General features: G+C 71.3%; 28 protein-coding genes. 15 read left to right on the top strand and 13 right to left on the bottom strand.

The features are described from left to right. Nucleotides 1-219: 219 nt before the first annotated feature. The 7 genes from KHC19_RS11490 to KHC19_RS11460 all read right to left on the bottom strand — a co-directional run bounded on the left by KHC19_RS11490 (nucleotide 220) and on the right by KHC19_RS11460 (nucleotide 4,544). Nucleotides 220-939, bottom strand: coding sequence for a rhomboid family intramembrane serine protease (locus KHC19_RS11490; protein ID WP_213352564.1), 720 nt, complete (start codon nucleotides 937-939; stop codon nucleotides 220-222). Nucleotides 940-1,031: 92 nt separating this feature from the next. Then, entirely contained in the window at nucleotides 1,032-1,667 is a 636-nt protein-coding gene (locus KHC19_RS11485) for a glutathione S-transferase family protein (RefSeq protein WP_213352563.1), read from the bottom strand. Between the two features lie 10 nt (nucleotides 1,668-1,677). Then, complete coding sequence (locus KHC19_RS11480; protein ID WP_213352482.1) at nucleotides 1,678-2,259, bottom strand: cob(I)yrinic acid a,c-diamide adenosyltransferase; 582 nt, start codon at nucleotides 2,257-2,259, stop codon at nucleotides 1,678-1,680. 9 nt (nucleotides 2,260-2,268) lie between these two features. Continuing rightward, nucleotides 2,269-2,472, bottom strand: coding sequence for a twin transmembrane helix small protein (locus KHC19_RS11475; protein ID WP_213352481.1), 204 nt, complete (start codon nucleotides 2,470-2,472; stop codon nucleotides 2,269-2,271). A 54-nt stretch (nucleotides 2,473-2,526) separates the two neighbouring features. Then, nucleotides 2,527-3,003: a TspO/MBR family protein gene (locus KHC19_RS11470; RefSeq protein ID WP_246548708.1), complete on the bottom strand. Its 477-nt coding sequence runs from the start codon at nucleotides 3,001-3,003 to the stop codon at nucleotides 2,527-2,529. Between the two features lie 142 nt (nucleotides 3,004-3,145). Continuing rightward, nucleotides 3,146-3,601, bottom strand: a complete 456-nt coding sequence (locus KHC19_RS11465) for a baeRF12 domain-containing protein (protein WP_213352480.1) — start codon at nucleotides 3,599-3,601, stop codon at nucleotides 3,146-3,148. A gap of 109 nt (nucleotides 3,602-3,710) precedes the next feature. Continuing rightward, entirely contained in the window at nucleotides 3,711-4,544 is an 834-nt protein-coding gene (locus KHC19_RS11460; protein ID WP_213352561.1) for a YihY/virulence factor BrkB family protein, read from the bottom strand. 205 nt (nucleotides 4,545-4,749) lie between these two features. On the opposite strand from KHC19_RS11460, the gene KHC19_RS11455 reads away from it, so the two are divergent. From KHC19_RS11455 to KHC19_RS11425, 7 genes are all read left to right on the top strand, one after another. After that, nucleotides 4,750-6,078 carry a glutamate-5-semialdehyde dehydrogenase gene (locus tag KHC19_RS11455; RefSeq protein WP_213352479.1) on the top strand — a complete coding sequence of 443 codons (1,329 nt, stop codon included), beginning with the start codon at nucleotides 4,750-4,752 and terminating at the stop codon, nucleotides 6,076-6,078. A gap of 62 nt (nucleotides 6,079-6,140) precedes the next feature. Beyond that, nucleotides 6,141-6,740, top strand: coding sequence for a nicotinate-nucleotide adenylyltransferase (locus KHC19_RS11450; protein ID WP_246548753.1), 600 nt, complete (start codon nucleotides 6,141-6,143; stop codon nucleotides 6,738-6,740). A gap of 180 nt (nucleotides 6,741-6,920) precedes the next feature. Then, nucleotides 6,921-7,334, top strand: a complete 414-nt coding sequence (gene rsfS / locus KHC19_RS11445) for a ribosome silencing factor (RefSeq protein WP_213352560.1) — start codon at nucleotides 6,921-6,923, stop codon at nucleotides 7,332-7,334. Between the two features lie 4 nt (nucleotides 7,335-7,338). Continuing rightward, nucleotides 7,339-7,821: a 23S rRNA (pseudouridine(1915)-N(3))-methyltransferase RlmH gene (gene rlmH, locus KHC19_RS11440; RefSeq protein WP_213352477.1), complete on the top strand. Its 483-nt coding sequence runs from the start codon at nucleotides 7,339-7,341 to the stop codon at nucleotides 7,819-7,821. Between the two features lie 70 nt (nucleotides 7,822-7,891). Next, a complete protein-coding gene (locus tag KHC19_RS11435) occupies nucleotides 7,892-9,451 on the top strand; it encodes a murein hydrolase activator EnvC family protein (protein ID WP_246548706.1) in 1,560 nt (519 codons plus the stop codon). Beyond that, on the top strand, nucleotides 9,448-10,797 hold the full coding sequence (locus KHC19_RS11430) for a S41 family peptidase (protein ID WP_213352476.1): 1,350 nt from the start codon (nucleotides 9,448-9,450) through the stop codon (nucleotides 10,795-10,797). The genes KHC19_RS11435 and KHC19_RS11430 overlap by 4 nt, the downstream gene beginning before the upstream one ends. Nucleotides 10,798-11,058: 261 nt before the next feature. After that, entirely contained in the window at nucleotides 11,059-11,460 is a 402-nt protein-coding gene (locus tag KHC19_RS11425) for a hypothetical protein (RefSeq protein WP_213352475.1), read from the top strand. Between the two features lie 18 nt (nucleotides 11,461-11,478). Here the strand turns inward: KHC19_RS11425 and KHC19_RS11420 are convergent, their stop codons facing one another. Then, on the bottom strand, nucleotides 11,479-12,483 hold the full coding sequence (locus KHC19_RS11420) for an alpha/beta hydrolase family protein (protein ID WP_343207696.1): 1,005 nt from the start codon (nucleotides 12,481-12,483) through the stop codon (nucleotides 11,479-11,481). Nucleotides 12,484-12,739: 256 nt separating this feature from the next. Here KHC19_RS11420 and KHC19_RS11415 point away from each other — a divergent pair, with 256 nt between their 5' ends. From KHC19_RS11415 to KHC19_RS11400, 4 genes are all read left to right on the top strand, one after another. Beyond that, nucleotides 12,740-13,255, top strand: a complete 516-nt coding sequence (locus KHC19_RS11415; protein ID WP_213352473.1) for an RNA pyrophosphohydrolase — start codon at nucleotides 12,740-12,742, stop codon at nucleotides 13,253-13,255. A 156-nt stretch (nucleotides 13,256-13,411) separates the two neighbouring features. Next, nucleotides 13,412-14,086, top strand: coding sequence for a TetR/AcrR family transcriptional regulator (locus tag KHC19_RS11410; protein WP_213352472.1), 675 nt, complete (start codon nucleotides 13,412-13,414; stop codon nucleotides 14,084-14,086). Continuing rightward, a complete protein-coding gene (locus KHC19_RS11405; protein WP_213352471.1) occupies nucleotides 14,083-15,354 on the top strand; it encodes an efflux RND transporter periplasmic adaptor subunit in 1,272 nt (423 codons plus the stop codon). Before KHC19_RS11410 ends, KHC19_RS11405 begins: the two co-directional genes overlap by 4 nt. Then, complete coding sequence (locus KHC19_RS11400; protein ID WP_213352470.1) at nucleotides 15,354-18,509, top strand: efflux RND transporter permease subunit; 3,156 nt, start codon at nucleotides 15,354-15,356, stop codon at nucleotides 18,507-18,509. Before KHC19_RS11405 ends, KHC19_RS11400 begins: the two co-directional genes overlap by 1 nt. A 423-nt stretch (nucleotides 18,510-18,932) precedes the next feature. Here the strand turns inward: KHC19_RS11400 and KHC19_RS11395 are convergent, their stop codons facing one another. The 3 genes from KHC19_RS11395 to KHC19_RS11385 form a co-directional block, all read right to left on the bottom strand. Then, nucleotides 18,933-19,604, bottom strand: a complete 672-nt coding sequence (locus KHC19_RS11395) for an LON peptidase substrate-binding domain-containing protein (protein ID WP_213352469.1) — start codon at nucleotides 19,602-19,604, stop codon at nucleotides 18,933-18,935. 65 nt (nucleotides 19,605-19,669) lie between these two features. Continuing rightward, nucleotides 19,670-20,593 carry a thioredoxin gene (gene trxA, locus KHC19_RS11390; RefSeq protein ID WP_213352468.1) on the bottom strand — a complete coding sequence of 308 codons (924 nt, stop codon included), beginning with the start codon at nucleotides 20,591-20,593 and terminating at the stop codon, nucleotides 19,670-19,672. Nucleotides 20,594-20,664: 71 nt separating this feature from the next. Next, entirely contained in the window at nucleotides 20,665-21,210 is a 546-nt protein-coding gene (locus KHC19_RS11385) for a prolyl-tRNA synthetase associated domain-containing protein (RefSeq protein ID WP_213352467.1), read from the bottom strand. Between the two features lie 105 nt (nucleotides 21,211-21,315). Between KHC19_RS11385 and KHC19_RS11380 the strand changes: the two genes are divergently transcribed. Further along, complete coding sequence (locus KHC19_RS11380) at nucleotides 21,316-21,783, top strand: DUF1801 domain-containing protein (RefSeq protein ID WP_213352466.1); 468 nt, start codon at nucleotides 21,316-21,318, stop codon at nucleotides 21,781-21,783. A gap of 114 nt (nucleotides 21,784-21,897) precedes the next feature. After that, nucleotides 21,898-22,698 carry a gamma-glutamyl-gamma-aminobutyrate hydrolase family protein gene (locus KHC19_RS11375; RefSeq protein WP_213352465.1) on the top strand — a complete coding sequence of 267 codons (801 nt, stop codon included), beginning with the start codon at nucleotides 21,898-21,900 and terminating at the stop codon, nucleotides 22,696-22,698. Nucleotides 22,699-22,707: 9 nt separating this feature from the next. Here the strand turns inward: KHC19_RS11375 and KHC19_RS11370 are convergent, their stop codons facing one another. Beyond that, nucleotides 22,708-23,382: a GntR family transcriptional regulator gene (locus KHC19_RS11370; protein ID WP_213352464.1), complete on the bottom strand. Its 675-nt coding sequence runs from the start codon at nucleotides 23,380-23,382 to the stop codon at nucleotides 22,708-22,710. A 192-nt stretch (nucleotides 23,383-23,574) separates the two neighbouring features. On the opposite strand from KHC19_RS11370, the gene KHC19_RS11365 reads away from it, so the two are divergent. Continuing rightward, nucleotides 23,575-23,793 (top strand): Trm112 family protein, encoded by a 219-nt coding sequence (locus KHC19_RS11365; protein ID WP_213352463.1) that lies wholly within the window; start codon nucleotides 23,575-23,577, stop codon nucleotides 23,791-23,793. A 42-nt stretch (nucleotides 23,794-23,835) separates the two neighbouring features. On the opposite strand, the gene KHC19_RS11360 is transcribed toward KHC19_RS11365, so the two are convergent. Continuing rightward, nucleotides 23,836-25,080, bottom strand: a complete 1,245-nt coding sequence (locus KHC19_RS11360; protein ID WP_213352462.1) for a ubiquinone biosynthesis hydroxylase — start codon at nucleotides 25,078-25,080, stop codon at nucleotides 23,836-23,838. Between the two features lie 83 nt (nucleotides 25,081-25,163). Between KHC19_RS11360 and KHC19_RS11355 the strand changes: the two genes are divergently transcribed. After that, nucleotides 25,164-26,057, top strand: a complete 894-nt coding sequence (locus KHC19_RS11355) for an acyl-CoA thioesterase (protein WP_213352461.1) — start codon at nucleotides 25,164-25,166, stop codon at nucleotides 26,055-26,057.

Here is a 26,057-nt window from a genome sequence, read left to right as displayed (position 1 = left end):
CCCGCGACCGGCGGGATCGGCAGTCTCGAACGTGAGGAATGGCGCCGCGCGCGACAGGCGCGACCCCGCGAGGCGCCGGGGAAACTATGGACAGCCCCCCGGCCTGTCAACGTAACGATTCGACGAAAGGGAACCCGCGCGAACCCTTTTGCCGCTTATGGAATTCTGAAATTTCCAAAACAGCCGCGGGCCCGCGCGCCCTCCCGGCGCGGGCGGCGATCAGATGGGCGGATGGCCGTCCGGGGTGCCGTCGCGGGTCGTCACCCAGAGCGGCACGCCGGGCCGGCGCAGGAACACCACCAGCACCGCGCCGGCGGCGAGCCCGCCGACATGCGCCCACCAGGCGGTATCGGCCTCGCCGGCGCGCAGGGCGTTCCACATCTGGAAGGCGATCCAGGCGCCGAGCGGCCAGATCGCCGGCACCCGGATCGGGATGCGCATGAACATCAGCACCCAGATGCGTACATTGGGATGCAGCATCAGATAGGCGCCGACCAGGCCGGAGATCGCCGCCGACGCCCCCACCAGCGGCGAGGACGAATCCGGCACCGCCAGGGCGTGGGCGAGGCCGCCGGCGACCCCGCAGGCGATATAGAAGACGAAATAGCGGGCATGGCCGAGCGCATCCTCGACATTGTCGCCGAACACCCAGAGGAAGGCCATGTTGCCGGCCAGATGCAGCCAGCCGCCATGCAGGAACATGTAGGAGATGAGCGTCAGCTCGGCCGGCAGCCGCTCATATTCGGCCGGCAGCACCGCCGCATGCGTCACCACCGCCGGGATGGCGCCGTAGCCGAACACCGAGGCGACGTCGATCTCCGCCTTGTAGCCATGCTGCACCAGCACGAAGATGGCGATGTTCACCGCGATCAGCGCCCAGGTGACATAGGCGTGGGTGATGCCTTCGAGCGGGTTGTCGTCGTTGATCGGCAGCAGCATGGGATCGGGCGATTCGGGCGCGGGCACCGGCGCTCCGCGAGGGCAGAATGCCGCGTCGCGACGCCGGGCGCCACAAAACTCGTCGCGACGGCTCAGCCGGCACGCAGCGTCATGGAAGGGCGGCCGGCGAGGCGGGACCACCAGTCGGCGAGGGCGGGGACGTCGCCGAGCAGGGCCGCGCCCTCCGGGGCCTTGACGAAATAATCGATCATCGGCGCCACATGCAGATCCGCCAGCGACAGGGCCGCCCCGGCGAGCCAGGGCCCGTCGCCCATCACTTCCGCCAACGCCCCGATGCACAGGCGCGCCGTCGCCAACGCGGCGTCGACGGCCGCCTCGTCGGCGATGCCGCCGCGCGCGGGCTTCTCCACTCGCTCGACATAGACGCCCCAGACGAGGGCCGGATAGGCATAGGCGTCGGCAATGCCGATGAGCTGGTTCATCCGCGCCCGGCGGCGCGGATCGACCGGCTGCAGCGCCGGCCCGTCAAAGGCCTCGTCGACATAGCGGGTGATGGCGCCGGTCTCGTAGAGGCGGAAGCCGTCATGCTCGAAGGCCGGGATGCGCCCGAAGGGATGGCGCGCCAGATAGCCGGGCGGCAGGCCTTCCTCCGCGAAGACGTCGACCGGCACGCGCTCGCAGGCGACACCCTTCTCGGCCAGCACCAGCCGGACGATGCGCACATAGACGCTGTAGTCGGCGCCGAACAGCCGCGGCAGGTCGGTCATGGCGGACCGGCTAGTCACGCCCCGCCGCCGGCACCCACAGCACGTCGCCGCCGGCGGCCGCATTGGCGGCGCGGCTCATGACGAACAGCAGGTCGGACAGGCGGTTGGCGTATCTGATCGCCGCCGACGAGACGACCTCGCTTTCGCGGCCGGCGAGCTCCACCATCAGCCGCTCGGCGCGCCGGCACACGGTGCGGGCGACGTGCAGATGCGCCGCCGCCGGCGTGCCGGCCGGCAGCACGAAGGAGCGCAGCGGCTTCAGCCCGGCGTTCAGCGCGTCGATGTCGCGCTCCAGCCGGTCGACCTGCGAGGCGACGATGCGCAACGGCTCCCAGCCCCGGTCGACGCCGTCGTCGGGGGTGGACAGATCGGCGCCGAGATCGAACAGGTCGTTCTGGATGCGCGCCAGCATGGCGTCCATGTCGGGATGGGCGGCGAGGTGCAGCCGGGCGACGCCGATCAGCGCATTGGTCTCGTCCACCGTGCCATAGGCGGCGATGCGCAGATCGTGCTTCGGCCGGCGCTCGCCGGAGCCGAGCGCGGTGGTGCCGTCGTCGCCGGTGCGGGTGTAGATGCGGTTGAGCACGACCATGGCCGGGCCTCAGCCCTGGTGCATCAGGATGATGGTGGCGAGCACGAAGCACAGCGCCACCGCCTGCAGCAGCACGCGCCACTGCATCAGCTGCTGCGAGCGCAGCGGCGAGCCGCCCCGCACCATGTTGGCGAGCCCGAGGATCAGCACCACCGCCACCGCCCCGAGGGCGATGGGCAGCACCACGAATTTGGCGATGAAGAGGATGTCCATATCCGGCCTCGTCTGGCCTCCCGCGGCGGCGGCGCGCCGCAGAGAGGCGTCCGCTCAGTTCATCGCCACAATGGCAGCGTTCAGCGCTGTCGCATAGCACAGCCAGAGGAGATAGGGCGCCAGCAGCCACGCCGCGGTGGTGTCGAGACGGGCGGAGGCGGCGATGGCGGCGACGACCGCGCCGACCAGCAGCACGATGACCGCCAGCGCCGCCGCCGGCGCCTCGAGGCCGAAGAAGACCGGCGACCACAGCGCATTGAGCGCCAGCTGCACGAAGAACAGCCCCACCGCCAGCCGCCGGGCGGGCGAGGGCCCATGCAGCTGCCACAGCCGCCACAGCGCCACCGCCATCAGCACGTAGAGCACCGTCCAGACGACGGGAAACACCTCGCCGGGCGGGGTCCAGCCGGGCTTGGCCAGCGCCGCATACCAGGTCGGGATCTTCGGCGTGGTGGCGAGCGAGCCGATGGCACCCACCGCCAGGCACAGGCCGACGCTGACCACGAGGCGGAAGAAGGAAAGCGTCTTCAAGGGCGGTCCTCCGGGGTGCGGCACCCGTCGCCGGCACGCGCCCATTACGAAGGAGGGGCGGGCCAGGATCAAGCCGTCCCTGCGCGCCGGGGATTGAGAGCCGCGCCCGACATCCCACAGACGGGCCCGGCGGGAGCGCCCGTCAGGCGGCGAGGTGCCGTTCGATCTCCTCCACCGGCAGATGCACCATGTCGCGGCGGACCTCGCCGATCAGCGCCTGCTGCACCGCCCGCCCATAGAGCGGCCGCAGGATGCCCAGGGCCCGCGGCGCCGCCACCATCACCAGCGAATCGGCTTCGCCGGCGGCGAGGAGCGTCTCCAGCCGTCCGGCGACCTGACGCAGGAAGGCGGCCTCGGCCTCTTCGTGGAAATCGGTGGTCTCCACCGCCGAGCGGGCCGTTCCCACCGACTGGTGCACGCGGCCGGGAGCATCGGTGCCCTGGGCGGCGGTCGGCGGATTGTCCTGCTCATGCACCTCGCGGGTGCGCAGATTGGGGGCGGCCGCGTCGCCCTCGTTGCGCAGGATCAGCGCCCGGCGCCCGTCGCAGACCGCGACGAGGACGCCGGCCGGAAGGCGGATCTTGTCAGGATGGGTCATGTGCCGGGGCTCCTCACGCTCGCCGGCGCCGCCGTCCGGCAAGGCAGGAGGCGGCCCGGCCCGGGTCAAGGCGCGAGGGGCGGCGAAAGTTCCCCCTCGCTCGCCGCGCCTAATAGGCGGCTTCCCGCGCGCGGCGGATCGAGGCGTTCAATTCGCCGCCGTAAACGAAGATCGAGGCGGTGGTGTAGAGGAACACCAGCGCGATCATCACCGAGGCGAGGCCGGCATAGGTGGTGACGTAGTTGCCGGCGAAGGCGGCGAGGTAGCGCCCGAAGGCGGCGCCGGCGCCGAGCCACAGCGCCAGCGTGACGAGGATGCCCGGCGCCACGTCCGACAGCCGCCGCCGCCCGGCCGGCAGCCACATATGCGCCACCACCAGTGCCACGATGAGGATCACCGAGGTGGCGGCATAGCGCAGGAAGGTGACGACCCAGCCGAACGGCTCCAGCGCCGGCACCCAGTGCACCACGCCGAGCCACAGCACCGGCCCGAGCACCACCAGGAAGGACAGCGCCAGCAGCCCGGCGGCGCCGACCAGCACATAGCCGATGGATTCCAGCCGCAGCCAGTACCAGGAGCGCATCTCCTTCACGCCATAGGCGCGGTTGAGGCCGATGCGCAGGCTCTCGATGCCGTTGGAGGAGAAGTAGATGGCCAGCACCACGCCCACGGTGAGCGCGTCGGTGCGCACATGGGTGAGCACCGAGGAGATCTCCCGCCCGATGGGAGCGGCCACCTGCGCCGGCCAGGCCTCCAGCATCAGCTGCACCGTCTCGCTGGCGAGGTCCTTGAAATCGAAGAAGGCGGCCAGCGCGGTGACGAAGATGAGGAAGGGGAACAGCGACATCAGCGCCGACAGCGCGATGTGGCTGGCGATCGCCCAGCCGTCATCCTCGACGAAGCGCCAGAACGCATCCCAGGCGATATCGTAGGCACGCAGGATAATGCTCGTGTCTCCCGGTATGGCGCGGCGGGTGGCAACGACATCGGATGCCCGGACGCAAATGGCAAGCCTCGGCGCGCCGATTCGCCGCCACAGGGTTAAGCGACGCCAGAATGCGGGAGAGATTTGGCATGCCGGCGACGGAATGTGATAGAAGAGCCGCCCTGTTTCCCCCGCCACCCCTTCGGCTCCGACGAGTAACGCCATGTCCGCCGCCCTCTCCCCTCTTCCCGCCGCCACCGCCGACGACACGTCCCGCGGCGCGCCGGCCCCGGCGGAGGTGGCGGCGCTGATGCGCGAGATCGGCCAGCGCGCCCGCGCCGGCGCCCGCAGGCTCGCCCTCGCCCCGGCGGCGACCAAGGAAGCGGCGCTGAAGGCGGCGGCCGAGACGATCCGCGCCGATGCGGCGGCCATTCTCGCCGCCAACGCCGAGGATGTCGCGCGCGCCCGCACCGCCGGGCTCACGGAAGCGCTGATCGACCGGCTGACCCTGACCCCGGCGCGGCTGGAGGCCACCGCCGCCGGCGTTGCCGAGATCGCCACCCTGCCCGATCCGGTCGGCAAGGTGACGGAAAGCTGGGAGCGGCCGAACGGGCTGCGCCTCGAGCGCGTGCGCACGCCGCTCGGCGTGGTCGGCGTCATCTATGAGAGCCGGCCCAACGTCACCGCCGATGCCGGCAGCCTGTGCCTGAAGGCCGGCAATGCGGTGATCCTGCGCGGCGGCTCCGACAGCTTCCATTCCAGCCGCGCCATCCATGCGGCGATGGTGAAGGGCCTCGTCTCGGCCGGCCTGCCCGCCGACGCCATCCAGCTGGTGCCCACCCGCGACCGCGCGGCGGTGGGCGAGATGCTGGCCGGGCTCGACGGCAATATCGACGTCATCGTGCCGCGCGGCGGCAAGAGCCTGGTCGCCCGCGTGCAGAGCGAGGCGCGGGTGCCGGTGTTCGCGCATCTGGAAGGCATCGTGCACGTCTATGTCGACAAGGCCGCCGATCTCGACAAGGCGCTCACCGTGGTGCGGAACGCCAAGCTGCGGCGCACCAGCGTCTGCGGCGCCGCCGAGACGCTGCTGGTGGACCGCGCCGGAGCCGAGCGTTTCCTGGCCCCGCTCGTCACCATGCTGCTGGATGCCGGCTGCGAGGTGCGCGGCGACGAGGCCACCCGGAAGGTGGATACGCGGGTGAAGCCGGCCGCCGAGGCGGACTGGGACACCGAGTATCTCGACGCGGTGATCTCGGTCAGGGTGGTGGACGGGCTCGACGCCGCCATCGACCATATCGAGACGCATGGCTCGCACCACACCGACGCCATCCTTACCGAGGACGCGGCGGCGGCCGAGCGCTTCCTCGCCGAGGTGGATTCGGCGATCGTGGTGCACAATGCCTCCACCCAGTTCGCCGATGGCGGCGAATTCGGCTTCGGCGGCGAGATCGGCATCGCCACCGGGCGCATGCATGCACGGGGCCCCGTGGGGGCGGAGCAGCTGACCTCCTTCAAGTACCGGGTGCGCGGCACCGGCCAGACCAGGCCGTGACGCCGGCCGTGACGCCGGGCCTTCCACCCGCCGAGCTCCGCATCCCGCCCTCGGCGCCGGGCATGCGGATCGGCCTCTATGGCGGCTCGTTCAACCCGCCGCATGCCGCCCATCGCGCCGCCAGCCTGCTGGCACTGAAGAAGCTCGGCCTCGACCGGGTCTGGTGGCTGGTGACGCCCGGCAACCCGCTGAAGGACAATAACGGCCTGCCGCCGCTCGCCGAGCGGCTGGCCCTCGCCCGCCGGGTCGCCGACCATCCGGCGCTGGTGCCGACCGGGCTGGAGGCCGGGCTCGGCACCCGCTACAGCCACGACACCGTGGCCGAGCTGGTCCGCCGCCGCCCCGGCGTGCGCTTCGTCTGGCTGATGGGCGCCGACAACCTCGCCAGCTTCCACCGCTGGCAGCGCTGGCGCGACATCGCCGCCCTCGTGCCCATCGCGGTGATCGACCGGCCGGGCCTGAGCCTCAACGCCACCGCCGCCCCGGCGGCGCGGGCGCTGGAGCGCTGGCGGCTCGACGAGCGGTGGGCGGGCCGGCTGGCCGGGCTGCCGCCGCCGGCCTGGGTGTTCCTGCACGGGCTGAAATCGCCGCTGTCCTCCACCGCCCTGCGCTCGCGCGCCGCGCCGCCGGAAACCCGCCCGGGCGCCGCGGCGGAGGCCTGACCCACCCCCTCGGGCGGCGCGGCGTGAGGCTCCGGCTGCGCAGCTTTGCGGCGCCGCGTGGCGAAAAGAGCGGCAAAGCTTGAAAAGACGGGTGGTTTCACGATATCCTAGGCACGCATTGACGGTGGGAAAATTCCCCCCGCGACGTGCAACATGAGAGGATCCGGCCCCCTGTCCAGCATGGCGCTTTCCGCAGCCGCCCCCACCAGCCCGGCCGCTGCTCCGGTCTCCGAAGCGCGTTACGACGCCGACGAGATCCTGGCCCTCGTTCTCGCCCGTCTCGACGACGACAAGGCGGAGGACGTCACCTCCATCGACCTGCGCGGCAAGACCACCATCGCCGACCACATGGTGGTGGCGTCCGGCCGTTCGCAGCGCCACGTCGGCGCGATCGCCGAGCACCTCGTCGAGGCGCTCAAGGCGTTCGGCGTGAAAGGCATCCGCATCGAAGGCCTGCCGGCCGCCGACTGGGTGCTGATCGATGCGAGCGACGTGATCGTCCACCTCTTCCAACCCGAGGTGAGGTCCTTCTACAACATCGAGAAGATGTGGTCGGGCGGACGCCCGGACGCCACCAAAGCCCCGCGCGGCTGAGCGGGTGCGCCTTCTGATCGTCGCGGTGGGCCGGCTGAAGACCGGGCCCGAGCGGGAACTTTGCGCCCGCTACGTCGACCGCACCCTCAAGGGCGCGCGGGCGCTGGGCCTCTCCGGCCCCGACATCGTCGAGATCGGCGAGAGCGCCGCGCGCCGGCCGGACGACCGCATGGCGGAGGAGGGCGCCGCCCTGCTCGCCGCCTTGCCCGAGGGGGCGCAGATGATCGCCCTCGACCCGCGCGGCACGCAGCTTTCCAGCGAGGAACTGGCGGACGACATGGCCGCCCGCCGCGACCGCGGCACCCGCACGCTCGCCCTGCTGATCGGCGGGGCCGACGGGCTGAGCCCGCCGGTGCGGGCCCGCGCCGAGAAGCTGATCGCCTATGGCCGTGCCACCTTTCCGCATCAGCTGGTTCGTGTGATGCTGGCCGAACAGCTCTACCGGGCGACCACCATCCTCGCCGGCCATCCCTATCACAAGGGATGAACGGGGATTGGGGGGAGAGGGTCGCCCCCGGTTAAGCGCGCGTTAACCAGCTTGCCGCTCTGCTCGTCCGATGCCTGCACCCGTCCACGCCCGCTCCCCGCGCCTGCGCGCCCGTCCCTCCGTGGCGGCGGCGCTGGCGCTTGCGCTCGCCGCCGGCACACCGCCCGGGCCGGCATGGGCGGAGGGACAGGGCCTCGACGGCCAGATGCGCTCCTTCGCTCCCGTCGAGACGGCGCAGGATGCCGAGACTTCGCAGGAAGCGCCGACGCCGACCGGCGCCGGCCAGCCGGACCGGGACTCCCCGCCGGCGCCCGCCGCCTCGGAGCCCGCCGCCTCCGAGCCTGCCCCGGCCGCCGGCCCGCCCGCCCGGACACCGGCGGCAGCCGCACCGCCCGCGGCCTCTCCGCCCGCCGGCGATCCTGCCGCCCGGGCGCAGGCGCAGAAGCAGCGCATGCAGCAGATCGAGACCGACATGAAGGGCAGCGCCGCCGAGCAGGCGCGGCTCGCCGACGAGATCGAGGCGATCAAGGGCGACCGCGCCAAGCTGAACGCCGCGCTGATCGACACCGCCACAAGGGTGCGCGCGGTGGAGGACAAGCTCGACGCCAGCGAGCAGCGGCTGGTTTCGCTGGAGCGCGAGGAGGCGGACATCCGCGAATCGCTCGATTCGCGCCGGGACGAGATGGCCGAGGTGCTGGGCGGCCTCGCCCGGCTCGGCAGCCACCCGCCGCCGGCGCTGCTGGTGCGCCCGGACGACGCGCTGCAATCGGTGCGCTCGGCGATGCTGCTCGGCGCGGTGCTGCCGGAGCTCAAGGCGGAGACCGAGCTGCTCGCCAGCGAGCTCGCCGCCCAGGAGCGGGTGCGCAAGGATGTGGCCGCCGAACGCGACGCTCTCGCAGAATTGAAAGCGACGCTGGGCGAGCAGCGCCGCCGCACGAGCGCGCTGATCGAGGAGCGCCAGCGCTCGCAGGAGGCCGGCGAGACCGCGCTGGCCGCCGAGCGCGAGCGCGCCGCCGCCTTCGCCGCCGAGGCGAGCAATGTGCGCGATCTCCTCAAGCGCATGGAGACCGAGATCGCCGCCGCCCGCAAGGCGGCGGAAGCGGCCAAGGCCTTGGCGAACAAGCCGGATCAGACATCGGCGCAGCGGCTGGCGGCGCTCTCCAACCCCGGGCGGATGACGCCGGGCGTGGCGTTTTCCGAGGCGAAGGGCCTGCTGCCGCTGCCGGTGAGCGGCAGCGTGCTGAAGAATTTCGGGACCGAGGACGGCTATGGCGGCGCCGAGAAGGGCATGTCCTTCGGCACCCGCCGGCAGGCGCAGGTGGCGGCGCCGAGCGACGGCTGGGTGGTCTATGCCGGCCCGTTCCGCTCCTATGGACAACTATTGATCATCAATGCCGGCGGCGGATACCATATTCTTCTGGCCGGTATGGATAAGATAACGGTCGAGTTGGGACAGTTCGTATTGTCCGGCGAACCGGTCGGGGTGATGGGCGACGGCCCCCAGCTGGTCTCTTCGGTCGGCCTTGGAACCGCCCAACCCATTCTCTATGTCGAGTTCCGCAAGGACGGAACGTCGATTGACCCGACCCCCTGGTGGGTGACGAGCGAGAGCGAGAAGGCACGCGGATGATGCGTAGGACGTCTGTATTTCTGATGGGCGCGGCGGTCGGCGCCATCGTCGCCGTGGGCGCTTCGCAGCCGCGCCTGCTGCTCGAACCGGCCGCGGCGATGGCGGCGGCCTCCGACACCTACCGCCAGCTGAACCTGTTCGGCGACGTGTTCGAGCGCGTGCGCGCCGATTATGTCGAGAAGCCCGACGACGCCAAGCTGGTCGAGGCGGCGATCAACGGCATGCTCGCCTCGCTCGACCCGCACTCGACCTACATGGACGCCAAGGACTTCCGCGACATGCAGGTGCAGACCCGCGGCCAGTTCGGCGGGCTCGGCATCGAGGTAACGATGGAAGACGGCCTGGTGAAGGTGGTCGCGCCCATCGACGACACCCCCGCCGCCAAGGCCGGCGTGCAGGCCGGCGATCTGATCGCCAAGCTGGACGACGAAGACGTCAAGGGCATGACGCTCAGCCAGGCGGTCGAGAAGATGCGCGGCGCGGTCGCCACCCCGATCAAGCTGACCATCATCCGCAAGGGCCAGGACAAGCCGCTCGAGCTGACGCTGACCCGCGACATCATCAACATCAAGTCGGTGCGGTCGCGCGTCGAGGGCGACGACATCGCCTATATCCGCGTCACCTCCTTCAGCGAGAACACCGCCGAGGGCCTGAAGAAGGCGATGGAGGATCTGACCAAGCAGATCGGCGAGGACAAGCTCAAGGGCTTCATCATCGACCTGCGCAACAACCCGGGCGGTCTGCTCGACCAGGCGATCGAGGTGTCCGACACCTTCCTCGACCGCGGCGAGATCGTCTCCACCCGCGGCCGCAACGCCGACGAGATCGAGCGCCGCAACGCGCGGCCCGGCGACCTCGCCAAGAACAAGCCGGTGATCGTGCTGGTGAACGGCGGCTCGGCCTCGGCCTCGGAGATCGTCGCCGGCGCGCTGCAGGACCACAAGCGCGCCACCATCCTCGGCTCGCTGTCCTTCGGCAAGGGCTCGGTGCAGACGGTGATCCCGGTCTCCGGCAACGCCGCGATCAAGCTGACCACCGCGCGCTACTACACGCCGTCCGGCCGCTCGATCCAGGCCAAGGGCATCTCGCCCGACATCGAGCTCGTCCAGGACGTGCCGCAGGAAGTGAAGGAAAAGGCCGAAGCGGCCGGGGTGGAGACCACCCGCGGCGAAGCTTCGCTGAAGGGCCACCTGAAGAACGGCGACGATGAGAAGACCGGCTCGCCGGCCTATGTGCCGCCGGATCCGAAGGACGACACCCAGCTGAAGCTGGCGGTCGACCTGATGCACGGCGTGCAGAAGAACGCCGCCTATCCGGCCGATCCCAAGGCGGCGGTGCCGAACTGAGCCTTCTACCGCAGGAGGTCCTGCGAGCCTCTGGTCCTGCGACAGGACTGAACGTCACGACCGGACCCCGCCGCGAGGCGGGGTTCCGATTCGGGGTACCCGGTTTCGCAGGGCCGCCGCGTCCACGCCGGGAAAGGCCGGCGGGGGACAGCGCGACTTCTGTGCAACAGGTGTGAAACATCGCATCGGGCAGCGTTTTTTCCGCTTGGCGGCGATCGGGCTGCCGCGATGCTGCCTTGGTCCGGTTCGACAAGAATCCGCATGACGACGCTTCGCCAGCCGCCGGCCGCCGCGCCGGCCTTTTCCCCGAAGACCCTGACCGAGGTCGAGGAGCCGCTCGGCCGCGACCTCGGCCGCGACAGCGACCTCAATCGTGCCGCGGTGACGATCTTCGGCCTGGCGGGGCTGGGCATCCTCGCCGTCACCTCCGCCTGGCTGATGCTGCGCGGCGAGGCGCCAGCGACGGTGCGGGTCGATGGGCCGCTGCTGAGCGGCGGCATCGAGCCGGGCAATGCCGCCGGCGACATGCCGACGCTCCGCCAGAGCTGGCCGGCCGATGACGGCCCCGGCCCCGGCGCCTTCACCCTGATGGACGCGGCGACCGGCCTGCGCGAGGTGGTGGAAGTGCTGCCGCCCGGCGGCGCGCCGACCGTGGCGCGCTGAACGGCCCGGCCCTCTCCGTCAATCGCCTGCCTCTGCGAACAGATCGAGCGCCAGCGCCGCCATGGCGGCATGGACGCCCGCGCGGTCGACGCCGGGCGCATCGCGACAAATGTCCGGCTCGGCGCGACGGGCCTGCGGCGTGCATTCGCCGAGAAACACGTAATGGCCGGCATCGGCGCCGAGCGACACCAGCCGGCTCGCCGGCAGCACCTCGTGCAGCCAGCCGGCGCACTCCGCGGCCGGCGCCTCCCGATCCGCGCCGCCGACGGCGAGGACCACCGGGAGGCGGATGGCGGCGAGGCTTTCCGGCGTGAAGGCGCGCACGGTCGGCGCCGGCGCCATCAGCAGCGCCGTGCGCAGGCGCGCATCGCGATAGTCCCGCGACTGGCGCTCCCAGGACTCCCGAAAGACCGCACTTTCCGCCAGAAGCGGCGCGATGCGACCGCCGAGATCGGGAAATTCGCGCGGGCCGCGTTCGAAAGGCCCGCCCGCCGCCCAGGCGAGGAAGCGCGGCACCTCGGTGATCGCTCCGAGCAACGCCAGCACGGCATGGCCGCCGAGCGAGAAGCCGGCGGCGTGAAGCCGGGCCGGGTCGATGCGGCCCGCAAAGCGCGGGGCGGCCAGAAGATGGTCGGCCAGCCGCGAGAGGTCGCCGGCACGCTCCCACCAGCACAGGAAACCTTCCGGCCGATAGGCCTCGCGGGCGGTGTTGCCGTGATGATCGACCCCGGCGACGAGGAAGCCCCGCGCCGCCAGCCGATGCGCCAGCCATTCGAGACCGGCGACCGTGCCGCCGGTGCCGTGGGAGAGCAGCACCAGCGGAAGCGGGGCCGCGCCCGCCGCCAGCGGGGCATCGCGATAGCGCGGCGACCGGCGAAAGCCGGAGGACGCCGGGCCGTCATCGGCGGCCGCCACCCGGCCGGCGTCGGCCGGATACCAGGCGGACCAGCGGACCGGCCGGGAACCCTCGCCGGACCAGTGAGGGCGGGAAGGATCGGTGAACATCCCCTCCGCGAATCCCACGGGAAAATCCCCACTGAGCGCCGCAGCCATTGCCCGTCTCCGCTCCTGCCCACCCGGCAGGGAAGGCGGACGACCGGCGGCTGTCAATGCCGGCGGCGCGATGCCCGGCGCGGGCGGCACGGAGGCCGGCGGGGGCGGCGGGGCGTTCCGGCCCGGTAAGCATAAATCCATCCGCTCCTACGTTCCGTCATCGCCCCGGCCTATGATGGGCGGGCGGCGAGGGTGCCGCGCCCGTTTCTCCGACCCGGCTTCAGCGATGACCCCGTTCGAACAGCTTCCCTACCGCCCCTGCGTCGGCGTCGTGCTCGTCAATCGCGACGGGCTGGTGTTCATCGGCCGCCGCGCCGAGGACCGCAACGAACCGGTCGACGCCACCCATGCCTGGCAGATGCCGCAGGGCGGCATCGACGAGGGCGAGAGCCCGGAAGAGGCGGCGCTGCGCGAGCTCTACGAGGAGACCAATGTCCGCTCGGTGGAGCCGCTGGCCGTCGCGCCCGACTGGTTCGCCTATGACCTGCCGGAGCCGATCGCCCGCAAGGCCTGGAAGGGGCGCTATCGCGGCCAGATGCAGAAATGGGTGGCGCTGCGCTTCACCGGGCCGGACAGCGAGATCGACGTGCACCGCCCCGGCGGCGGCAAGCACAAGCCGGAATTCGGCGACTGGCGCTGGGAACGCCTCGGCCGCACGCCCGGGCTGATCATCCCCTTCAAGCGCCCGGTCTACGAGAAGGTGGTCGCGGCCTTCGAGCCGGTGCTGGCGGCGACGCGCTAGACGGCGGCGGACACGTTTCCGCCACGAATTTACGCAAGGTAATAAATGCGAACGAACGTTCGTTCTTGACTCTCTCCCGTCCTTGGGCAAGCGTGAGAACGAACGTTCGCTCTTACATCGAGGCCGACTCGTCGCCGGCCCTCCAACGGATCGCCCATGGTCGCCGTCACCGAAGCCGAACATCGCCCAGCGGCACCCAAGCCGGTCGGCCGCGCCCGCAAGCCGGATCCGCGCCGGCGGGTGCTCGACGCCGCCATCGCCTGCTTCACCCGCACCGGCTTCCATGCCGCCTCGATGCAGGAGATCTGCGCCGAGGCGGGGATGAGCCCCGGCGGGCTCTATCGCTACTTTCCCTCCAAGGAGGCGATCATCATCGCCATCGTCGAGGAGGAGCGCAGCGCCCGCATGAAGATGCTGGAAATGCTGCACGGCGCGCCGAGCTTCGCCGCCGGCCTCACCGCCATGGGGCGGGCGCTGTTCTCCGGCGAGATGCCGATGGTCTGCGCCGATCTCGGGCCGGAAATCGCCGCCGAGGCCGCGCGCAACCCCAAGCTCAAGGTCAAGTTCGACGAGGTGGACGAGGAGATGAGCCTCGCCATCCGCGACGCCTTCCTCGCCGGGCAGGCCCGTGGCGAGATCGACCCCGGCATCGATCCCGACGTCGCCATGACGCTGATCGACGCCATAGGCGACGGGCTGCTGCTGCGCCGGCGCCTGCAGCCGGAGCTGCCGCTCGCCGCCATGATGCCCGGCTTCGGCGATCTCATCGCCCGCATGCTGGCCCCCGCCCGATCCGCCCCCTTCGTTTCCGCCACGGTCGACCCGACATGACGCTCCCTCCCTCCCCCTTCCGCCGGCGCATCCTGCTTGCCGTCGCGATGACCGTCCTCGTGGTGGGGGTCGGCGGCTATGCGCTGCGCGACCGCATTCCCTTCGGCCTCCGGCTCGGCGTCGCCGAGCCGGCGCAGGCGACCACCGTTCCCGAGCCGGAAAAGGCCCGCGGCGTCACGGTGAGCGTGGTGGCGGCGGCCCCGCGCGAGGTGGTGGAGCGCCTGCCGGTGACCGGCACGCTGGCCGCCCGCGAGGAGATCATGGTCGGGCCGGAGATCGACGGCTACCGCATCACCGAGATCCTGGTCGAGGAAGGCGACCGCGTGGCCAAGGGCGCGGTGCTCGCCCGGCTGTCGCGCGACACGCTGGAGGCGCTGCTCGCCCAGAACACCGCCAACGCCGCCAAGGCGCAGGCCGCCATCGCCCAGCAGAAGGCGGCGCTGGAACAGGCCAACGCCCAGCATATCGAAGCGCAGGCCGCGGTGGAGCGCGCCCGCACCCTGATCAAGACCGGCGCCACCTCGCAGGAGGTGCTCGACCAGCGCGAGCGCGCGGTGCGGGTCGCCTCGGCGCAGGTCACCGCCGCCGAGGAGACCGTCACCGCCGCCGAGGCCGACGCCGCCCAGATCAAGGCCAATCGCGACGAGCTCGAGGTGCGGCTGGCCCGCACCGAGATCAAGGCGCCGGAAGCCGGCATCGTCTCGGCGCGCGCCGCGCGCATCGGCGCCATCGTGCTCTCCGCCAATACCGAGCCGCTGTTCCGCATCGTCAAGGACGGCGCCATCGACCTCGACGCCGAGGTGCCGGAATCCGCCCTGCCGCGCATGAAGCCCGGCCTGCCCGTCGCGGTGACGCCGGCCGGCTTCACCGCGCCGCTCGCCGCGACGGTGCGGCTCGTCGGCGCCAATGTCGACCCGGCCACCCGCCTCGCCCGCGTCGCCGTGGCGCTGCCGGACGACCCGCGGCTGCGCCCCGGCGCCTATGCGCGCGGCGACATCGAGCTCGCCCGCCACACCGGCCTCGCCTTGCCGCTCTCCGCGGTGCAGTTCGACAAGGACGGCGCCTTCGTGCTGGCGGTCGACGGCGACACGGTGCGCCGGCGCGAGGTGAAGACCGGGCTGATGGGCGAGGGCTACGTCGAGATCGCCGAGGGCGTGAAGGAGGGCGACAGCGTGGTCGCCCGCGCCGCCGGCTTCCTGCGCGACGGCGACCGGGTGAGCCCGGTGCCGCTGCAAGGGAACCCCAACGCCGCCAAGGGTGGTGTCTGATGGCGCTCAACGTCTCCGCCTGGTCGATCCGCACGCCGATCCCCTCGATCGTGCTGTTCGTGGTGCTGACCGCGCTCGGCCTCTACACCTTCGACCGGCTGCCGGTGACGCGCATGCCGAACATCGACGTGCCGATCGTCACCGTCACCGTCACCCAGCCGGGCGCCGCGCCGAGCGAGCTCGAAACCCAGGTGACCAAGCGCGTCGAGACCGCCATCGCCGGCACCCAGGGGGTGAAGCACATCACCTCCTCCATCACCGAGGGCACCTCGGTGACGACGGTGGAGTTCCAGCTGGAGACCCAGGTCGACCGCGCGGTGAACGACGTGCGCGACGCGGTGACCGGCATCCGCTCCGAGCTGCCGCAGGACATCGAGGAGCCGCTGATCCGCCGGGTCGACGTCGAGGGCATGGCGATCGTCACCTATGCCGCCTCGGCGCCGCAGATGACGCCGGACGAGCTGTCCTGGTTCGTCGACGACACGGTGATCCGCGCCTTGCAGGGCGTGCGCGGCGTGGCTCAGGTGAAGCGCGAGGGTGGCGTCGACCGCGAGATCCGCATCTCGATGAATCCCGACCGGCTGGCCGCGCTCGGCGTGACCGCCGCCGACGTCAACCGCCAGCTGGTCGCCACCAATGTCGACCTCGCCGGCGGCCGCGGCGAGATCGGCACGCAGGAGCAGTCCGTCCGCACGCTGGGCGGCGCGCTGACCGTCGCCGACCTCGCCGAGACCCGCATTGCGCTTCCGGGCGGCCGGCAGGTCCGGCTCGCCGACCTCGCCACCGTCACCGACGGCGCCGCCGAGCCGCGCATCTTCGCCCAGCTCGACGGCAAGCCGGTGGTCGCCTTCGGCATCTACCGCGCCAAGGGCTTCTCGGATGTCGACGTCGCCGACCGGGTGGAGGAGGCGCTGCGCCAGCTGGAGGCGGCACATCCCGAGGCGCGGATCACCCTCATCGATTCGATGGTGCGCTACACCCAGGCCGACTACGAATCGGCGATGCACACGCTGATCGAGGGTGCGGTGCTCGCCATCATCGTGGTGCTGCTGTTCCTGCGCGACTGGCGGGCAACCATCATCTCCGCCACCGCCATCCCGCTCTCCATCCTGCCCACCTTCTGGGTGATGGACATGCTGGGCTTCTCGCTCAACGGCGTGAGCCTGCTGGCGGTGACGCTGGTGACCGGCATCCTGGTCGACGACGCCATCGTCGAGATCGAGAACATCGTGCGCCACATGCGCATGGGCAAATCCGCCTACCGCGCCGCCATCGACGCCGCCGACGAGATCGGCCTCGCCGTGGTGGCGACCACGCTGACCATCGTCGCGGTGTTCGCGCCGGTGAGCTTCATGGGCGGCATCGCCGGGCAGTATTTCCGCCAGTTCGGCATCACCGTCGCGGTGGCGGTGCTGTTCTCGCTGCTGGTGGCCCGCCTGCTCACCCCGATGCTGGCCGCCTATTTCCTGAAGGACCACGGCCATCGCGAGACGCCCGACAGCGCGCTGATGCGGGGCTATGTGCACCTGCTGCGCGCCAGCGTGCGCCACCGCTTCGTCACCGTGGCGGCCGGCATCCTCCTGTTCATCGGCTCGATGTGGCTCTCGACGCTGCTGCCCTCCGGCTTCATTCCCAATGCCGACGTCTCGCGCTCGGTGCTGGCGCTGGAGCTGCCGCCGGGATCGACGCTGGATTCCACCCGCCGGGTGGTGAACGAGGTGACCGCGCTGCTCGAGAAGCAGCCGGAAGTGGCGAGCGTGTTCGCCACCGGCGGCGGCGGCGTGGCGGTCGGCCCGGTGAGCGCCGCCGGCGAGGTGCGCAAGGCGACGATGATCGTCAACCTCAAGCCCCGCGCCGAGCGGAGCGACACCCAGAAGCAGTTCGAGGCGCGGATGCAGCGGGAGATCGCCCGCATTCCCGACCTGCGCTTCAATTTCGGTGCCTCCGGCGGCGCCGGCCCCGGCGGGCGCGAATTCACCATCATCCTCTCCGGCTCCGACGGGGCGGTGGTGGAGAAGGCGGCGCTGGAGCTGGAGCGCGAGATCCGCGCCGACGTGAAGGGCCTGACCAACGTCGTCACCTCGGCGGCGCTGGAGCGGCCGGAGCTGCGGGTGATGCCGCGCCTCGCGGAGGCGGCGCAGCTCGGCGTCTCCGTCGCCGACATCGCCCAGACGGTGCGCATCGCCACCATCGGCGACATCTCGCAGAACCTCGCCAAGTTCTCCGCCGGCGACCGGCAGGTGCCGATCCGCGTGCAGCTCGACCAGAACGCCCGCGCCGACCTTGCCACCTTCCGCACGCTGAAGGTGCGGACCGCCGCCGGCGCCGCGGTGCCGCTCGACGCGGTGGCCGACATCTCCTTCGCCACCGGCCCCACCAGCCTCGACCGCTACGACCGCGCCCGGCGCGTCGCCATCGAGGCCGACCTCTCCACCGGCACCGAGCTGGGCGAGGCGCTGGCCGAGGTCTACGCCCTGCCCGGCGCCAGGAACCTGCCGGCTGGCGTGACGCTGAAGGAAAGCGGCGACGCCGAGATCATGGCCGAGGTGTTCGGCGGCTTCGCCACCGCCATGTCCGCCGGCGTCATGATGGTGCTGGCGGTGCTGGTGCTGCTGTTCGCCAACCTCCTGCAGCCCATCACCATCCTGGTGGCGCTGCCGCTGTCGGTGGGCGGCGCCTTCGTGGCGCTCCTGCTCACCAACAACGCCATGACGCTGCCGGTGGTGATCGGCTTCCTGATGCTGATGGGCATCGTCACCAAGAACGCCATCCTGCTGGTCGACTTCGCCATCGATTCCGTCAAGGCCGGGCATGACCGCACCACCGCGCTGGTGGAGGCCGGGCGCAAGCGCGCGCAGCCGATCATCATGACCACCATCGCCATGGCGGCGGGCATGGTGCCCTCGGCCATGGGCCTCGGCGAGGGCTCGGATTTCCGCGCGCCGATGGCGATCGCGGTGATCGGCGGGCTGCTGGCCTCGACGCTGCTGTCGCTGGTCTTCGTGCCGGCGGTGTTCACGGTGATGGACGATCTCGGGCGCCTGCTCGCCCGCATCTTCGGCCGCTTTGTCGGCGAGCGCGACGAGCCGGAGGAACCGGGCGCCCCGGCCGCGACGCTGCACACCATGCCGAAACCGCCTCTGGCGGCGGAGTGACGGCGGGTGCGGGAACGCCCGCTCCCGGACGGCTCTCCGCTCCCCGAGAACGACGTCATGGCCGGGTTTGTCCCGGCCATCCACGCCGTCTCACAAATGCACCGGGCCGAAGACGTGGATGCCCGGGACGAGCCCGGGCAAGACGATGTGGGGGTTGGCGGCGTCCGCTCGGCCGTAGCTCTATCGGTCGTGCATAGACGCAGGAACGGTTGACGCAGGAACACCCGGCTTCCCTTTCGGGGAGAAGGCTCTTCTTCGCTTCCCGATGCCGTCTCCCTCACCGACCCGCTGCGCGGGCCGCCGCCTCTCCGTCGAAACCGGATGTTTCCGGTTTCGACCTTGCCGGAACCAAACTCGGCCGCAGCCGAGTTCGGGCGGGGAGAGGGAAAGAAGCCGATTGCAGGGGAGACCGGGGAGCCCCGCCTATTGCAGCGGCGTCTCGTTGTCGCCGTCCGGCCCGCGGACCAGCGCCATCTCGGTGACGGCGATCAGCATCTCCGCCCGGGTGGCGAGATCCGAGGCCTCAAGCAGCGCCTGCTTCTCCCGCGCGCCGAAGGGCGACATCATGGCGAGCGCATTGACCAGCGCCTCGTTCGGCGCGTCCTTGATGCTTTCCCAATCGGCTTCCAGCCGGTTGGCATCGAGATAGGCGGCCAGCGTCTTCAGCAGCCGCCCGCGATCCACCGCCTCGGCGCCGATATTGGGGGTGAAATCGTCCTCGAAGCCGGCAAAGCCGATCCGCGCCTGCCGATAGGGCGTGGTCGCCGCGACTTCCTCGACCAGCCGGAAACGGGCGACCCCGGTCAGGGTGACGAGATAGCGCCCGTCGCCGCTCTCGGCGAATTCGGTGATGCGCCCGAGGCAGCCCACGCCCTGCAGGGCGGGATTGGCGGTGGTGACCAGCGCCGGCACCGGCTGGACGATGCCGATGATCCGCTCGTCCCGCAGCACCTCGTCGACCATGGTGAGGTAGCGCGGCTCGAACACGTTGAGCGGCAGCTGGCAGCGCGGCAGCAGCAGCGCGCCTTCCAGCGGGAACAGCGGCACCGTGGAGGGAAGCTCCGCGGGCCCGGCATAGGGGCGGTTGATCGCCATTCACCCTCCGAAAGGCCGATCCGGCGGATCGGCCGTCACTCGCACCGGCAGGCAGGGCCGCGCGATCACGCGAACAGGATCGAGGACAGGCGGCGGCGGCCGAGCACCGTCATCTCGTCGGTCGGGCCCCAGGCCTCGAAGAACTGCACCAGCTGCTTGCGGGCGCCGTCGTCGTTCCAGTTGCGGTCCTTGCGCACGATGGCGAGCAGCTCGTCGATCGCCTCCTCGCGCTTGCCGCGGGCGTTGAGCGCCAGGGCGAGGTCGAACCGGGCCTGGTGGTCCGACGGGTTGGCCTCGACCTTCGCCGCCAGCTCCTTCACGTCGCCCAGCGCGCTGGCGGCCTCTTCCAGCTCGATGGCCGCGCGGACCGCCGCGACGGCGGCGTCGCCGGCGCCGGCCTCCGGCACCAGGTCGAGCGTCGCCTTGGCCTGGGCGAGGTCGCCGGCCGCGAGATGCGCGCGGGCGATGCCGGCGAGCGCCTTCGCGTTCTGCGGCTCCTCGGCCAATACATGCGCATAGAGTTCGGTGGCGCCGGCGGCGTCGCCCTCGGCGAGGGCGGCATCGGCGCTGGCGAGGATCTCGGCGAGGTCCGGCCCGCCGCCGCCGGCGGCGACGAGGCGGTCGACCAGCGCCTGCACCTGCGATTCCGGCTGCGCGCCCATGAAGCCGTCGACCGGCTGGCCGTTGACGAAGGCGTAGACGGTGGGCAGCGACTGGATGCCGAGCTGCTGGGCGACGGCGGGATGCTCGTCGGTGTTCATCTTGGCGAGCCGCACCTTGCCCTTGGCGCCGCGCACCACCTTCTCGATCACCGGGGTGAGCTGCTTGCAGGGGCCGCACCAGGGCGCCCAGAAATCGACCAGCACCGGCCGGCGCTTCGATTCCTCCACCACATCCTTCATGAAGCTGCGGGTGGTGGTGTCGATGACGACGTCGTCGCCGGCCTGAGCGCCGTTATCGGCCGGGGCGGCAGACTGGTTGAGCAGCATGGGGTGTCCTCGAGCGGGATCGGTAGTCGGTCGGTGTGTAAGATGGTCCGTCGGGCGGCGATTGCAACCGCTCAGGCGACGCCGGACGCCGCATCGGCATCGGCCGGCGCCTCCCGGCGGCGCGGCACCGCGAGGACCTGCGGCTCGTGGCCGGTCGCCCGCAGGAAGCGGACGAGATCGTCGCGGGCGATGCTGGTGGTCGCGGTGTTGACCAGCGGGTGGCAGTTGATGAGCGCGTGATCCATCAGCTCGGCATCGATGATCACCCTAACCCGGCCGGCGGTGTCGTTCACCGGCGCGAAGGCGGTGACCGAGCCGGGCTTCACGCCCAGCACCTCTTCCAGGAGCTCGGCGCTGCCGAAGGACAGGCGGCTGGCGGCACCCAGCGGGCCGTGCAGGCTCTTGAGATCGACCGGCGCGTCCTGCCCGATGACGACCAGGAAGAGGTTGCCCTTCTTGTCCTTCAGGAACAGGTTCTTGGTGTGGCCGCCGGGCAGCGCCTCGATCACCGCCTGCGATTCCGCGACGGTGAATACCGGCGGGTGCTCGACGGTGCGGGTCTCGATGCCGAGATCGGCGAGGCGGGCGAACAGTTCGGCGGGGGTCAGAGCGGGCATGGGCACATCCTGGGCAGCCCGCCGGGCCAGCGCGGCGGGGAAGGAGCGGGCAGCGTGTCGTATCAAAAGCCGACCACGACCGGCAAGCGACCGGCGAAAACGCGCATGAAGGCCACCCCCGCGACGGGCACCGGCCAAGAGGCGGAAGCGCAAGACAAGGCGAAGGCGCCCGTCCTGCTCTCCGGCGGCAATCCGCAGATCGCCAAGGCCGAGGGCGACGCCCCGGTGCAGCACTACATCGCCGCGATGCCGGGCTGGAAACGCGCCATCGGCGAGCGCCTCGACGCACTCATCGTCGCCACCGTTCCCGGCGTCGCCAAGGCGGTGAAATGGAACTCGCCGCTCTACGGCGTCACGGGGCAGGGCTGGTTCCTGTCGGTCCACGTCTTCACCCGCGCGGTCAAGGTGACGTTCTTCCGCGGCACGGAGCTGAAGCCGCTTCCCCCCGGCGGCACGCCGCGCAGCGGGGAGACGCGCTGGATCGACATCGGCGAGGGGGGCTTCGACGAGGCGCAGATGGCGGACTGGGTGAGGCAGGCCGCCGCCCGGCCCGGCTGGGTTCCCGGCAAGTGAGCCGAGCGTGGCGAGGCGCGAGCGTGTCGAGACAAGAACGTGTCGAAGCCTGCCCGTTGACAGGAGCGGGGCGGCGATCCCACATCTGGGCAACCAACCGGGAAAGTGATCACAATGCGTCCTGTCATCGGCGTCATCTGCGACGTGAAGGCTTCCGGCGGGCATGTCGTGCACGGCGTGACCGAGAAATACATCTATGCGGTGGCGAACGGCGCGGAGGCGCTGCCGGTGCTGCTGCCCGGCACCGTCTCGGCGGTGGATGCCGCGATGAAGCCGGAACGGCTGGTGCTCGACGAGATCTTCGAGCTGGTCGACGGCATCTTCCTGCCGGGCAGCCCCTCCAACGTGGCGCCGCATCTCTATGGCGACGCGCCCTATGAGCCGCCGCTGCCCTCCGACCCGCATCGCGACGACCTGTCGATCCCGCTGATCCGCGGCGCCATCGAGCGCGGCGTGCCGCTGTTCGGCGTCTGCCGCGGCTTCCAGGAGATGAACGTCGCGCTGGGCGGCTCGCTGTTCCAGAAAGTGTACGAGCAGCCCGGCCATTTCGATCATCGCGAGGATGCGAGCCTCGACATCGCCGGGCAATACGCGCCGGTGCACGACGTGGCGCTGGAGCCGGGCGGGCTGCTCGAGGGCCTCGCCGGCGCGCCGCGCTGGAAGGTGAACTCGCTGCACGGCCAGGGCATCAACCAGCTGGCGCCGGGACTCACCGTGGAAGCCCGCGCGGAGGACGGCCTCGTCGAGGCGTTCCGGGTGACGGAGGCGCCGGGCTTCACCCTCGCCATCCAGTGGCACCCGGAATGGCGCTTCTGGGACGACAGGCTGTCGAGCGCGGTGTTCGCCGCCTTCGGCGCCGCGGCCCGCCTCAGGGCCGAGCGGCGTGGCGGCCGGGCGCTGAAGGCGGCGCAATAGCCGTATTCCTCAGCCGAGTTGCGCCCTCAAATGGCCGATGCCGTCATGGATATCGGCCTCGATCGCCCGGCGCAGCGCCGCCTCGTCGCCGGCGGCCAGCGCGTCGAGCGCCTCGCGGTGGCGGTCGACCCGGTAATGCTCCTCGAGATCGGTCAGGGCGAGCCGCATGAACGGCCCGATCTGCAGCCACACCGATTCGATCAGCGGCATCAGCACCGAATCGGCGCGGGTGGAATAGAGCGCGGTATGGAAGGCGAGATTGGTCTCGATCATCGCCTCGATGTCGCCCTGCCGCCACGCCGCGTCCGACAGCCGGTCGAGCGCGGCGAGCCGCTCGCAAAAAGCCGGATCGGCGAAGGGCAGGGCCCGCGCCGCCGCCTCGACTTCCAGCAGCGTGCGGGCGGCGAACAGCTCGTCGAAGCGCTGCGCCGTCATCTCCGGCACCCGGACGCGGCGATTGTCGAGCAGCACCAATGCCCGCTCGGCGACCAGGCGGCGCAGCGCCTCGCGCACCGGCATGGCGGAGACGCCGAGCGCCTCGGCGAGGCCGCGTATCGTCACGGCCTGGCCGGGCGGGAAGCGTCCGCTCATCACCGCGCGCCGCAACCGGCGGAACACCCATTGCTGCACGGTCTCCCCGGTCAGGCGGGGCTCATCGGCAAGGGAAAGCGGGGCGGTATCCATAGGCGCGGGGCAGATCCCGAAGTCGGAGAGGGGAGCAGACGAGGCATCGGGACAACGCCTGGTCGACGCATGGGGCGGCCACATTCTTCTGACATGCTGACGCGCGATTGTCAGGATCGCCTTCTATGGTATCGCGTTGCATCGGTTATAAGCAGGCGACGCATACGCCTCCACCCGACATGGAATCGACACATGCCCGAGACCGCCCACCGCACCGGCTATGAGCTCGACCCCAAGCTCCTGGAGATCCTGGTCTGCCCCGTCACCAAGGGGCCGCTGGACTATGACCGGCAGGCGCATGAGCTGGTCTCGCGCGCGGCGCGCCTCGCCTATCCGATCCGCGACGGCATCCCGATCATGCTGGCCGACGAAGCGCGCCCGCTGACCGAGGAAGAGGTCGCCAAAGGCTGACCGCGCCACCCCGGCATTTCCGGGACAGCGCGACGGGCGCCGTCAGAGCGCCTCGCCCCGCAGCAGCCGCGGCGGCTGACCGCCCAGGCCGGCGGCGCCGCGGATGAGGTGGCCTTTCAGTCCCGGCAGGCGGTCGACGAGGCCCATGCCGATGTCGCGCATCAGCCGCAAGGCGTCCGAGCGCTGGCCGAACAGCCGGTTCAGCCCGTCGGTCGCCACCCCCATCGACACGGTGTCGAAGCGACGCCAGCGCTGGTAGCGCTCCAGCACGTCCGGCCCGCCGATGTCGAGGCCGAGGCGGGCGGCGTCGGTGACGGCCTCCGCCAGCGCCGCAACATCGCGCAGGCCCATATTTATGCCCTGGCCGGCGATGGGGTGGATGGTGTGGGCGGCGTCCCCGACCAGGGCCAACCGGTCGGCGACGAAACGCCGCGCCATCTGGAAGCCCAGCGGGAAGGCCTTCGGCGTGTCGAGAACCTCCAGCGCCCCCAGCTCGAGGCCGAATCGCTGCTCCAGCTCGTCGAGCAGCAGCACCCGCGGCAGCGCGAGCAGCCGCTCCGCCGCACCGCTCTCCTCGGTCCAGACGATGGAGGAGCGGTTGCCGGCGAGCGGCAGCCGCGCGAAGGGGCCGGCCGGCAGGAAATGCTCCACCGCCTTGCCCTCGTGCGGGCGCTCATGGCCGACCGTCATCACGATCGCCGACTGCCGGTAGGACCAGCCGACGGTGGCGATGCCGGCAAGGCTGCGCAGCCGCGAACGCCCGCCGTCGCAGGCGGCGAGCAGCGCCGCGCGCAGGCGCGTGCCGTCCTTCAGCCGCGCCGAGACCCCGGCCGCGTCGACCGAATACGCATCGACGCCCGCCGGCAGCAGGACGAGGCCGGCCTCCCCGGCCGCCGCGAGCAGCGCGTCCTGCATGAGCGCGTTGGGCACCATATCGGCGAAGGGCTCGCCCGGCTCCACCTCGCCGTCGAACTGCAGGAACACCGGCCGGGCGGCGTCGCCGAGCCGGCTGTCGGTGATCTCCATCGCCAGCATCGGCTGGGCCTCGCCGGCGACGCGCGCCCACACGCCCACGGTATCGAGCAGCCGGCGGGCGCCGGCGGCGAAGGCGGAGGCACGCAGGTCGTCGTTTCGCCGCGCCGGCGCGGCGAAGGCCGGATCGGCGATGGCGAGCCGCGCGCCATCCCCCAGCCCGTGGCGCAGCGCCAGCGCGAGCGAGAGGCCGGCAAGACCGCCGCCGGCGATGACCACGTCGAAGACGGCGGCGTCTTCGGCTTGCTGCGGCATGACGACCCTTCCCTGATGGCACTGTACCGGGGGCATCTTATGCCTTAGCTACCGATCAAAGAACACCGTGCGGGAATGCGGACATGTCGACCATCGCCGAACTCGTCCAGCTGCTCGACCTCGACATTCTCGAGGTCAACCTGTTCCGCGGCCACAACCCGCCGGAATCCTGGCCGTTCCGCACCCGGGTTTTCGGCGGGCAGGTGCTGGCGCAGGCGCTGGTGGCCGCGCAGCGCACGGTGGAGACCGCCACCGCGCATTCCATGCACGCCTATTTCATCCTCGCCGGCGATCCGCAGATCCCCATCGTCTACCAGGTGGAGCGGGTGCGCGACGGGCGCAGCTTCGCCACCCGCCGGGTGGTGGCGGTGCAGCACGGCCGGCCGATCTTCATCATGTCGGTGTCCTTCCACATCGCCGAGGAGGGGCTCGATCACCAGATGGCGATGCCCGACGGCGTGCCGCCGCCGGAGGAGGTGCCCTCCGCGCGCGACCTGCCGGCCGAGCTGCTCGACGCGCTCGCCCCCTCGGTGCGCAATTACTGGACCCGGCCGCGGCCGGTGGAGCTCCGCCCGGTGGGCCTCATGCAGCGGCTGGTCGCCGGCAATGACGCGCCCCCCGCCGAGCCGGTGCAGCGCGTGTGGTTCCGCGCCGACGGCGCCCTGCCGGACGACCCCGCCATCCACCGGGCGGTGCTGGCCTACGCCTCCGACATGACGCTTCTGGAGACCACCACGGTGGTGCACGGCACCAGCGTGCTCGGCGACCGCATCCAGGCCGCCAGCCTCGACCACGCGCTGTGGCTGCATCGCCCGCTCAAGGCCGACGACTGGCTGCTCTACGTGCAGGACAGCCCCAGCGCCCATGGCGCGCGCGGCCTCGCCCGCGGGCTGATCTACGACCGGGCCGGGCGGCTCGTCGCCTCGGTGGCGCAGGAAGGGCTCATCCGCCCGGTTTCGCCTACTGCGGCATCGTAG

Origin of the sequence: Ancylobacter oerskovii, from assembly GCF_018390555.1 — a bacterium.
Lineage (GTDB): Bacteria > Pseudomonadota > Alphaproteobacteria > Rhizobiales > Xanthobacteraceae > Ancylobacter > Ancylobacter oerskovii.
The sequence above is the reverse complement of the archived record's forward strand: the minus strand, read 5'-3'. Positions and strand labels throughout refer to the sequence as shown.

Bases quoted from the DNA above. Each gene is read 5' to 3' on its own strand.
- KHC19_RS11370 (WP_213352464.1), bottom strand. From the start codon at position 23,382: ATGGATACCGCCCCGCTTTCCCTTGCCGATGAGCCCCGCCTGACCGGG.
- rsfS (WP_213352560.1), top strand. From the start codon at position 6,921: ATGGCGCTTTCCGCAGCCGCCCCCACCAGCCCGGCCGCTGCTCCGGTC.
- KHC19_RS11480 (WP_213352482.1), bottom strand. From the start codon at position 2,259: ATGGTCGTGCTCAACCGCATCTACACCCGCACCGGCGACGACGGCACC.
- KHC19_RS11380 (WP_213352466.1), top strand. From the start codon at position 21,316: ATGAAGGCCACCCCCGCGACGGGCACCGGCCAAGAGGCGGAAGCGCAA.
- KHC19_RS11425 (WP_213352475.1), top strand. From the start codon at position 11,059: ATGACGACGCTTCGCCAGCCGCCGGCCGCCGCGCCGGCCTTTTCCCCG.
- KHC19_RS11355 (WP_213352461.1), top strand. From the start codon at position 25,164: ATGTCGACCATCGCCGAACTCGTCCAGCTGCTCGACCTCGACATTCTC.
- KHC19_RS11435 (WP_246548706.1), top strand. From the start codon at position 7,892: ATGCCTGCACCCGTCCACGCCCGCTCCCCGCGCCTGCGCGCCCGTCCC.
- KHC19_RS11450 (WP_246548753.1), top strand. From the start codon at position 6,141: ATGCGGATCGGCCTCTATGGCGGCTCGTTCAACCCGCCGCATGCCGCC.
- KHC19_RS11485 (WP_213352563.1), bottom strand. From the start codon at position 1,667: ATGACCGACCTGCCGCGGCTGTTCGGCGCCGACTACAGCGTCTATGTG.
- KHC19_RS11395 (WP_213352469.1), bottom strand. From the start codon at position 19,604: ATGGCGATCAACCGCCCCTATGCCGGGCCCGCGGAGCTTCCCTCCACG.
- KHC19_RS11465 (WP_213352480.1), bottom strand. From the start codon at position 3,601: ATGACCCATCCTGACAAGATCCGCCTTCCGGCCGGCGTCCTCGTCGCG.
- KHC19_RS11375 (WP_213352465.1), top strand. From the start codon at position 21,898: ATGCGTCCTGTCATCGGCGTCATCTGCGACGTGAAGGCTTCCGGCGGG.
- KHC19_RS11430 (WP_213352476.1), top strand. From the start codon at position 9,448: ATGATGCGTAGGACGTCTGTATTTCTGATGGGCGCGGCGGTCGGCGCC.
- KHC19_RS11365 (WP_213352463.1), top strand. From the start codon at position 23,575: ATGCCCGAGACCGCCCACCGCACCGGCTATGAGCTCGACCCCAAGCTC.
- KHC19_RS11360 (WP_213352462.1), bottom strand. From the start codon at position 25,080: ATGCCGCAGCAAGCCGAAGACGCCGCCGTCTTCGACGTGGTCATCGCC.
- KHC19_RS11475 (WP_213352481.1), bottom strand. From the start codon at position 2,472: ATGGACATCCTCTTCATCGCCAAATTCGTGGTGCTGCCCATCGCCCTC.
- KHC19_RS11490 (WP_213352564.1), bottom strand. From the start codon at position 939: ATGCTGCTGCCGATCAACGACGACAACCCGCTCGAAGGCATCACCCAC.
- KHC19_RS11405 (WP_213352471.1), top strand. From the start codon at position 14,083: ATGACGCTCCCTCCCTCCCCCTTCCGCCGGCGCATCCTGCTTGCCGTC.
- KHC19_RS11455 (WP_213352479.1), top strand. From the start codon at position 4,750: ATGTCCGCCGCCCTCTCCCCTCTTCCCGCCGCCACCGCCGACGACACG.
- KHC19_RS11400 (WP_213352470.1), top strand. From the start codon at position 15,354: ATGGCGCTCAACGTCTCCGCCTGGTCGATCCGCACGCCGATCCCCTCG.
- KHC19_RS11415 (WP_213352473.1), top strand. From the start codon at position 12,740: ATGACCCCGTTCGAACAGCTTCCCTACCGCCCCTGCGTCGGCGTCGTG.
- KHC19_RS11410 (WP_213352472.1), top strand. From the start codon at position 13,412: ATGGTCGCCGTCACCGAAGCCGAACATCGCCCAGCGGCACCCAAGCCG.
- KHC19_RS11385 (WP_213352467.1), bottom strand. From the start codon at position 21,210: ATGCCCGCTCTGACCCCCGCCGAACTGTTCGCCCGCCTCGCCGATCTC.
- trxA (WP_213352468.1), bottom strand. From the start codon at position 20,593: ATGCTGCTCAACCAGTCTGCCGCCCCGGCCGATAACGGCGCTCAGGCC.